8 protein-coding genes are annotated in these 8,288 nt (G+C 70.2%); 6 read left to right on the plus strand and 2 right to left on the minus strand.

Features of this window, described 5'->3' with window-relative positions; genetic code table 11:
* The first annotated feature begins 19 nt into the window (after positions 1 to 19).
* Both G6039_RS29135 and G6039_RS29140 read left to right on the plus strand, forming a co-directional pair.
* Positions 20 to 1,801: a DEDD exonuclease domain-containing protein gene (locus G6039_RS29135; protein WP_029544223.1), complete on the plus strand. Its 1,782-nt coding sequence runs from the start codon at positions 20 to 22 to the stop codon at positions 1,799 to 1,801.
* A gap of 41 nt (positions 1,802 to 1,842) precedes the next feature.
* Positions 1,843 to 2,118: an Lrp/AsnC family transcriptional regulator gene (locus G6039_RS29140; protein ID WP_006932084.1), complete on the plus strand. Its 276-nt coding sequence runs from the start codon at positions 1,843 to 1,845 to the stop codon at positions 2,116 to 2,118.
* A gap of 26 nt (positions 2,119 to 2,144) precedes the next feature.
* Here the strand turns inward: G6039_RS29140 and trpD are convergent, their stop codons facing one another.
* Both trpD and G6039_RS29150 read right to left on the minus strand, forming a co-directional pair.
* Positions 2,145 to 3,215, minus strand: coding sequence for an anthranilate phosphoribosyltransferase (gene trpD, locus G6039_RS29145; RefSeq protein ID WP_174824777.1), 1,071 nt, complete (start codon positions 3,213 to 3,215; stop codon positions 2,145 to 2,147).
* A gap of 68 nt (positions 3,216 to 3,283) precedes the next feature.
* The gene (locus G6039_RS29150; RefSeq protein WP_029544227.1) at positions 3,284 to 3,730 is read right to left on the minus strand and encodes a hypothetical protein; all 447 of its coding nucleotides are present in this window, start codon (positions 3,728 to 3,730) and stop codon (positions 3,284 to 3,286) included.
* A gap of 137 nt (positions 3,731 to 3,867) precedes the next feature.
* Here G6039_RS29150 and ctaE point away from each other — a divergent pair, with 137 nt between their 5' ends.
* From ctaE to qcrB, 4 genes are all read left to right on the plus strand, one after another.
* Complete coding sequence (gene ctaE, locus G6039_RS29155) at positions 3,868 to 4,479, plus strand: aa3-type cytochrome oxidase subunit III (RefSeq protein ID WP_006932077.1); 612 nt, start codon at positions 3,868 to 3,870, stop codon at positions 4,477 to 4,479.
* A 63-nt stretch (positions 4,480 to 4,542) separates the two neighbouring features.
* On the plus strand, positions 4,543 to 5,412 hold the full coding sequence (qcrC, locus tag G6039_RS29160; protein WP_006932071.1) for a cytochrome bc1 complex diheme cytochrome c subunit: 870 nt from the start codon (positions 4,543 to 4,545) through the stop codon (positions 5,410 to 5,412).
* Positions 5,409 to 6,536, plus strand: a complete 1,128-nt coding sequence (gene qcrA / locus G6039_RS29165; RefSeq protein ID WP_029544230.1) for a cytochrome bc1 complex Rieske iron-sulfur subunit — start codon at positions 5,409 to 5,411, stop codon at positions 6,534 to 6,536. Before qcrC ends, qcrA begins: the two co-directional genes overlap by 4 nt.
* Positions 6,533 to 8,179 (plus strand): cytochrome bc1 complex cytochrome b subunit, encoded by a 1,647-nt coding sequence (gene qcrB, locus G6039_RS29170; RefSeq protein ID WP_029544233.1) that lies wholly within the window; start codon positions 6,533 to 6,535, stop codon positions 8,177 to 8,179. The genes qcrA and qcrB overlap by 4 nt, the downstream gene beginning before the upstream one ends.
* Positions 8,180 to 8,288 lie beyond the last annotated feature (109 nt).

Raw genomic sequence — 8,288 nt, forward strand, 5'->3', positions numbered from 1 at the left:
CGCCCCCTACCCTGGCGTCGTGACCGTGCCCCACCGAACCGAGCCCGCCGTCGGGGTGCAGCTCGGTTTCGACGAATTGGACACGCCGCTGCGGGAGACCACCTTCGTCGTCGTCGATCTCGAGACCACCGGCGGCAGCTCCACGGACGACGCGATCACGGAGATCGGGGCGGTCAAGATCCGCGGCGGCGAGGTGCTCGGCGAGTTCGCCACGCTCGTCGACCCGGGCCGGTCGATCCCCCCGAACATCGTGCAGCTCACCGGCATCACGACCGCCATGGTCCGTGCCGCGCCCCGGATCGAGCAGGTCCTGCCCTCGTTCCTCGAGTTCGCCGCCGGATCCGTGCTCGTCGCGCACAACGCGGGCTTCGACGTGGGATTCCTGCGGGCCGCGGCGTCCCGGTCCGAGGTCGCGTGGCCCCGCTTGCAGGTACTGTGCACGGTCAAGCTCGCGCGCCGCGTCCTCGGCCGGGACGAGGCACCGTCCGTGCGGCTGTCCGCGCTCGCCGAGCTGTTCCGGGTGTCCACCACGCCCACGCACCGCGCCCTCGACGACGCCCGGGCAACCGTCGACGTCCTGCACGCGCTCATCGACCGCGTCGGCAACCAAGGGGTACACAGCCTCACCGAACTGCGGGACTATCTGCCGGCCGTCACCGCCGAGCAACGCGCCAAACGGTCCCTCGCGGCGCACCTGCCGCGGCGGCCCGGCGTGTACCTGTTCCGCGGGCCCTCGGACGAGGTGCTGTACATCGGGACCGCGGTCGACCTGCGCCGCCGCGTGCGCAACTACTTCACCGGATCCGAGACCCGGCCCCGCCTGAAGGAGATGGTGGCACTCACCACCCGGATCGATCACGTCGAGTGCGCCCATGCCCTCGAGGCCGGGGTGCGGGAGCTGCGGCTGCTCGCCGCGCACGCCCCGCCCTACAACCGTCGCTCCAAGTTCCCCACCCGGGGCTGGTGGATCACCCTCACGGACGAGGCGTTCCCCCGGCTGTCCGTCGTCCGCACACCGACCACGGCGCCCCCGGCCCCGACGTGCGGCGGCCCGACCGACGCCGTCGGCCCGTTCTCGTCGCGGGCCGACGCCGTCGCCGTCGCCACCACCGTCGCCGAGTTCTGCCTGCTGCGGACCTGCACCCGGCGCATCCCCCGCACGAAACGGCACGGCGAGCACTGCCCTCCGGAGGCCGTGGGGGCCTGCGCCGCCGCCGCGGCCGGGCTGCAGACCCCCGTCGAGTACGCGCGGCAGGTGGACCTCGCCCGGGCGCTGCTGCGCGGGGAGGACGACGCGCCGCTGCATCGGATGCGCGAGCGCATCGACCACCTCGGCGCCGCCGAACTGTTCGAGAGCGCGGCCCGGCTGCGGGACCGGGCGGCCGACGCCGTGTTCGCGCTGCGCCGGACGCAGCGCCTGGCCGCCCTCGCGGCGGTGGACGAGCTGATCGCCGCCCGGCGACGCGCCGAAGGGGGCTGGGAGTTCGCGGTGATCCGGGCCGGCCGGCTCGCGGCAGCGGGAGTCGCTCCACGCGGCGTCCCGCCGATGCCCGTCGTCGACGCGATCGCCGCCGCGGCCGAGACCGTGCGCCCGACGACCGCGCCGCTGCGGGGTGCGCTCGTCGAGGAACTGGGACTGCTGGCCCGCTGGCTCCACGACGACGGAGTCCGCATCGTCCGGACCACCCAGGGCTGGTCCGAGCCGCTCCGCGGCGCCGGGGCGTGGGCGCAGTGGGGTGAGCTCGCCCGAACGGCACGCGCCGGGGCCGAGCCGGTCACGATCGCGCACCCCCTACGCTGAGGGCTCGCCCGCAGGTCCGTCCCCGGAAGCCGAGGAGAGCAATGATCCACGCCATCGTCCTGATCCACGCCGACGCCCACCGCATCCCGGAGACCGCCCAGGCGGTCGCGGACCTGGCCGGCGTCGACAAGGTGTACTCGTGCGCCGGCGACATCGACCTGATCGCGCTGCTGCGGGTGCGCGACCACGAGGAGATCGCCGAGGTGGTCACCCGCGGGATCAACAAACTCGACGGCGTGACCAGGACGGCGACGCACATCGCCTTCCAGTCGTACTCGAGCGCCGACGTCGAGGCCGGGTTCTCGATCGGCGAATAGGACGGACGCCCGGCCCGTCGTCGCGCTCAGCCCGCGGCGGCGAGCCGGTTGGTCACCTCGACCCAGCGGGCGAGCACCGCCGCCGCCGCGCCCGAGTCCAGCGCCTCGGCTGCCGTCTGCATCCCCGCCGCCAGGGCACTGGCGAGCGATCCCTCGAACCCCCGGAAGGCGGCGATCGCCCCGGCGGCGTTCAGCAGGACCGCGTCGCGTACCGGCCCGTGCTCCCCGGCGAGCACCGCCCGCGCGATCACGGCGTTCTCGGCGGCGTCGCCGCCGCGCAGCGCGTCCAGCGGCACCCGGGCGACGCCGAGGTCGGCGGGATCCAGGCTCACGGTGCTCACGCTGCCGTCCCGGACGACGTACACCGTCGACGTCGTGGAGGTGGTCAGTTCGTCCAGTCCGTCGTCGCCCCGCACGACGAGCGCCGAGTTGCCCCGCTCGGCGAGGACACCGGCGACCGTGCCGATCAGCTCCGGGAAGGCACATCCGATCAGGCCGGCGCGGGGCCGGGCCGGGTTGGTCAGCGGCCCGAGCACGTTGAACACCGTCGGGATACCGATCTCCTTACGCGGTGCGGCCGCGAACCGGAGCGCCGGGTGGTAGACGGGGGCGAAGCAGAACCCGATGCCGGCCTCGGCGACCGACTCCGCGACGGCCTCGGGACCGAGGCTGATGTGCACGCCGAGCGCCTCGAGCACGTCCGCGCCGCCGCTCTTCGACGATGCCGCCCGGTTGCCGTGCTTGACGACGCGGATGCCGCACGCGGCCACCACCAGCGACGCCATGGTCGAGATGTTGACCGTGTTCGCCCGGTCCCCGCCGGTGCCCACGATGTCGACGACGTCGTCGTCCACCGGCACCAGCCGGGCGTGGCCCAGCATCGAGTCGGCGAGGCCGAGCAGCTCCTCGGGCGTCTCCCCCTTCATCTTCAGCGCGACGCCGAACGCGGCGATCTGCGCGGCCGTGGCGTTGTCGGACATGATCTCGTCCATCGCCCACTGGGCCTCCGCACGCGCGAGGTCGCGTCCGGCGGTGAGCCCACCGAGGACCGCCGGCCAGCTCCGGGCCACCGCATCCGCCTGTCGTCCAGCGTTCATCGCACCTGCCCTCGCCGCATCTCGCTCCTCGGTGCGCCGCCGTCGTCGGCGGCGCATGCCGGAAGAGCTTAGCCAGGGCCGATCTCCGGCTGCAGGGCGTCCCACCCGAGCGCGGTACCGCCGAGCCGTTGCGCCAGACCGGCCATCCGCGACCGCTCCTGCGAACAGTGCAGCGCATCGAGCACCTGCACCCGCTGCAGCAGGACGGCCTGGAGGCCGGGCCCGGCCGGGTTCGCCGGCTGCGCCGGGGCGTACCCGTCCTGCGCGGCCAGGGCGATCGCCCGCTCCACGGAATCGGCCGGCAGCTCGAGATGGTGCCGCAGGACGGCCTCCGACTCCGGCGACCAGGCCGGTTCGGTCGCCGCGCCCCGCTCGAGGGCGGTCGAACAGGCCTCGACGTCGTCGAAGGACGAGACCACCACCACCAGGTCCGGCCGTGCCGGATCCAGGGGCTCCGGACCCCTGCGCGAGAACGCTCGCCGGACCCGGCCCCACACCCCTCCGCCACTGCTCATCGCACCACGATCCCACGCGCCACGGGCGGTGCACGACCGCCCCCGGAAAACGCGATCGCACGGCGCCCACCAGCGAAGACGCGCCGATTTCGGCCCCGATTGCCCACGAGTTACTACGAGCAGTCATACTTGCGAACGTGACGAGCGCAGTAGGGACTTCAGGAACTGCAATCACCCAGCGCGTGCACTCGCTGAACCGGCCCAATCTGGTCAGCGTCGGCACCATCGTGTGGTTGTCCAGTGAGCTCATGTTTTTCGCAGGGCTCTTCGCCATGTACTTCGTGGCGCGGGCGCAGGCCGACGGCAACTGGCCGCCGGAGCCTGTCCACCTCAATCTGGCGTTGGCGGTGCCGGTCACCCTCGTGCTGATCGCCTCCTCCTTCACCTGCCAGATGGGTGTGTTCGCAGCCGAACGTGGCGACGTGTTCGGCCTCCGGCGGTGGTACATCATCACCCTCGCCATGGGCACGTTCTTCGTGCTCGGCCAGGGCTTCGAGTACACCCAGCTGGTCGGCGAGGGCGTGACGATCTCGAGCATGGTGTGGGGTTCGGTCTTCTACATCACGACCGGCTTCCACGGCCTGCACGTCATCGGCGGCCTCGTCGCCTTCGTGTTCCTCCTCGTGCGCACGAGGGTCAGCAAGTTCACGCCGGCGCAGGCCACCGCGGCGATCGTCGTCTCCTACTACTGGCACTTCGTCGACATCGTGTGGATCGCGCTGTTTGCCACGATTTATTTCATCCGTTAGCCAGCTGAACGCCCAGGCAGCCCCCTGACGTCCAGTCCGTCCCGACATACCAAAGGGATACAGATGAGTTCATCCCCACCTCTCGCTTCCGAGGGTGACATGCCCGGTCAGTCCGCGGCCGCGTCCGCCAAGTCCCGCCGTCAGCGCAAGCTGCGCCGCCGCGTCACCGGTGCGCTGGTGCTCGCCCTCGGCCTGCTCAGCGCCGGCTTCCTCGCCTCCGCGCTGACTCCCGCGCCGCAGGTGGCGACGGCGAACGAGGACCAGTCGGCCCTGATCCGCGAAGGCAAGCAGCTCTACGAGACCTCCTGCGTCACGTGCCACGGCGCCAACCTGCAGGGTGTGCAGGACCGCGGCCCCAGCCTGATCGGTGTCGGCGAGGCGGCCGTGTACTTCCAGGTCTCCACCGGCCGCATGCCGATGATGCGCAACGAGGCCCAGGCCGTGCGCAAGACGCCGAAGTTCGACGCGGCCCAGACGGACGCCCTCGGCGCGTACATCCAGGCCAACGGCGGCGGCCCGACGCTCATCCGTGACGAGAACGGCGAGATCGCCCAGTCCTCGCTGCGCGGCAACGACGTTGCCCGCGGCAGCGAGCTGTTCCGCCAGAACTGCGCCTCATGCCACAACTTCACCGGCCGCGGCGGCGCGCTGTCGTCCGGCAAGTTCGCGCCGGCGCTGGATCCGGCGAACGAGCAGCAGATCTACACGGCGATGCTGACCGGCCCGCAGAACATGCCCAAGTTCTCCGATCGTCAGCTCACGCTGGAGGAGAAGGAGGACATCATCGCCTACGTCAAGGCCTCCGGCGAGACGAACAGCCCCGGCGGATACGGCCTGGGCGGTTTCGGCCCCGCCTCCGAGGGCCCGACGATGTGGGTGGTCGGGATCGTCGCCGTCGTCGGTGCGGCACTGTGGATCGGAGCAAGGTCATGAGTGGCGGCGAAACGCCGAACAAGCACACGATCGAGAACCTCGATCAGATGAGCCGCGACGATCTCGTCGCGCTCGGCACCAACCTCGACGGCGTGGACGTGGCGTTCCGCAAGGACCGCTGGCCCGTCGCGGGCACGCGCGCCGAGAAGCGCGCGGAACGGAACGTCGCCTTCTGGTTCGGGCTGGCGGGTGTGTCGGCTCTCGCGTTCATCGCGGTCTTCATCTTCTGGCCGTGGGAGTACCAGGGCCCCGGTGAGGACAACTACACGCTGTACAACCTGTACACGCCGCTGCTGGGCCTGACCCTGGGTCTGGCCATCCTCGGCGTCGGCGTCGGCGCGGTGCAGTTCACCAAGAAGTTCATCCCGGAAGAGGTGTCGATCCAGGATCGGCACGACGGAGTCTCTTCGGAGGTCGATCGGCGGACGATCGTCGCCGAGCTCTCCGACTCGCTGGACACCTCCACGCTGCCGCGTCGCAAGCTGATCAAGCGCACGGCACTGTTCGGTGGCGGCGCGCTCGGCCTCGGCCTGATCATGCCGCTCGGCGGCCTGATCAAGAACCCCTGGGCCGAGGGCGACGAGTCGCCGCTGTGGGTCTCGGGCTGGACGCCCCGGTACCCGGGCGAGACGATCTACCTGCGTCGCGACACCGGACGCCCGAACGACATCGTCCTGGTCCGCCCGGAGGACCTCGATGCCGGCGGCATGGAGACCGTGTTCCCCTTCCGCGAGTCGGACCGCGGTGACGAGCACGCCCTCCTCGAGGGCCTGCGCGGCATCCGCAACGCCGTCATGCTGATCCGCCTCCGGACCGAGGACACGGCGAGGGCGATCAAGCGCAAGGGTCAGGAGAGCTTCAACTACGGCGACTACTTCGCCTACTCGAAGATCTGCACCCACCTGGGCTGCCCGACGTCGTTGTACGAACAGCAGACCAACCGCATCCTGTGCCCCTGCCACCAGTCGCAGTTCAATGCCCTGGAGTACGGCAAGCCCCTGTTCGGTCCTGCTGCTCGCGCACTGCCGCAGTTGCCTATTACAGTGAACGAAGAGGGCTTCCTCGTCGCCAACGGTGACTTCATCGAGGCTCTCGGTCCGGCATTTTGGGAGCGTCGCCCGTGAGTACTGCAACACCATCCCGCGCCGCCCACGCGGCGGAGAACATCGACTCGCGCTATCACCCGGCGGCCGGGCTGCGGCGTCAGATCAACAAGGTGTTCCCCACCCACTGGTCCTTCCTCCTGGGTGAGATCGCCCTGTACAGCTTCGTGATCCTGCTGATCTCGGGTGTGTACCTGACGTTGTTCTTCGATCCGTCCCTCGCGCACGTCACCTACGACGGCGCCTACACCCCGCTGCGCGGCGTCACGATGTCGCGTGCGTACGAGACGACCCTGGACATCTCCTTCGAGGTGCGCGGCGGTCTGTTCGTCCGGCAGATCCACCACTGGGCTGCGCTGATGTTCGCCGCGTCGATCATCGTGCACCTGCTGCGCGTGTTCTTCACCGGTGCGTTCCGCCGTCCGCGTGAAGCGAACTGGGTGATCGGCTCGCTGCTGCTGATCCTGGCGATGTTCGAGGGCTTCTTCGGCTACTCGCTGCCCGACGACCTGCTTTCCGGCACCGGCCTGCGGGCCGCGCTGTCCGGCATCACCATCAGCATCCCGGTGATCGGCACCTGGATGCACTGGCTGATCTTCGGCGGCGACTTCCCCGGCATGCTCATCATCCCGCGCCTGTACGTCGCGCACGTGCTGCTGATTCCGGGCATCATCCTCGCCCTGATCGCAGCCCACCTGGCCCTGGTCTGGTACCAGAAGCACACCCAGTTCCCCGGCCCCGGCCGTACCGAGCAGAACGTCGTCGGTGTCCGGATCCTGCCGGTGTTCGCGGTCAAGTCCGGTGCGTTCTTCGCCATCACCTTCGCCGTGCTGGCGCTGATGAGCGGTCTGCTGCAGATCAACCCGGTCTGGAACATCGGCCCGTACAACCCGTCGCAGGTGTCCGCCGGCTCGCAGCCCGACATCTACATGATGTGGACGGACGGCCTGGCCCGTATCTGGCCGGCGTGGGAGATCTACCTGTTCGGCCGCTACACGATCCCCGCGGTGTTCTGGATCGCAGTGATCATGGGCCTGGTCTTCACGGTCCTCATCGCCTACCCGTGGATCGAGAAGAAGTTCACCAAGGACGATGCGCACCACAACCTGCTGCAGCGTCCGCGGGACGTGCCGGTCCGGACCGCGATCGGCGCGATGGCTCTGACGTTCTACGCCATCGCGACCATCATGTGCATCAACGACATCATCGCCTACAAGTTCGACATCTCGCTGAACGCGATGACGTGGATCGGCCGCATCGGCATCCTGCTCGGCCCGCCGCTCGCCTACTACCTGACCTACCGGTTCTGCCTGGGCCTGCAGCGCAGCGACCGCCAGGTGCTCGAGCACGGCATCGAGACGGGCATCGTCCGTCGCCTGCCGCACGGCGAGTACATCGAGATCCACCAGCCGCTCGGCCCGGTGGACGACCACGGTCACCCGATTCCGCTCGAGTACCAGGGTGCTCCGGTGCCGAAGCGCATGAACAAGCTCGGCACCGCCGGCAAGCCCGGCGCGGGCAGCTGGTGGAGCGCGGACCCGGCCGAGGAGGCGACGGCACTCGAGGCCGCGCACCACGAGGCCGAGGTCGAGCAGCGCGCCATCCTGAGCGAGTACCAGACGCGCGTCCACGGCACCACGGACGGCGACGGCAAGGCGCACTGACGGTCGCTCGAGTCCGAAACCACGGGAGGGGCCCCGAACCGGAAACGGTTCGGGGCCCCTCCCGTTTCTCCGTGGTCCCTGCGGCTTCCATCCCCGGTGGCTTCCGGTC

Source organism: Rhodococcus aetherivorans (assembly GCF_011058165.1).
Taxonomy (GTDB): Bacteria; Actinomycetota; Actinomycetes; order Mycobacteriales; family Mycobacteriaceae; genus Rhodococcus; species Rhodococcus aetherivorans.

Bases quoted from the DNA above. Each gene is read 5' to 3' on its own strand.
- qcrC (WP_006932071.1), top strand. From the start codon at position 4,543: ATGAGTTCATCCCCACCTCTCGCTTCCGAGGGTGACATGCCCGGTCAG.
- qcrA (WP_029544230.1), top strand. From the start codon at position 5,409: ATGAGTGGCGGCGAAACGCCGAACAAGCACACGATCGAGAACCTCGAT.
- G6039_RS29150 (WP_029544227.1), bottom strand. From the start codon at position 3,730: ATGAGCAGTGGCGGAGGGGTGTGGGGCCGGGTCCGGCGAGCGTTCTCG.
- G6039_RS29140 (WP_006932084.1), top strand. From the start codon at position 1,843: ATGATCCACGCCATCGTCCTGATCCACGCCGACGCCCACCGCATCCCG.
- trpD (WP_174824777.1), bottom strand. From the start codon at position 3,215: ATGAACGCTGGACGACAGGCGGATGCGGTGGCCCGGAGCTGGCCGGCG.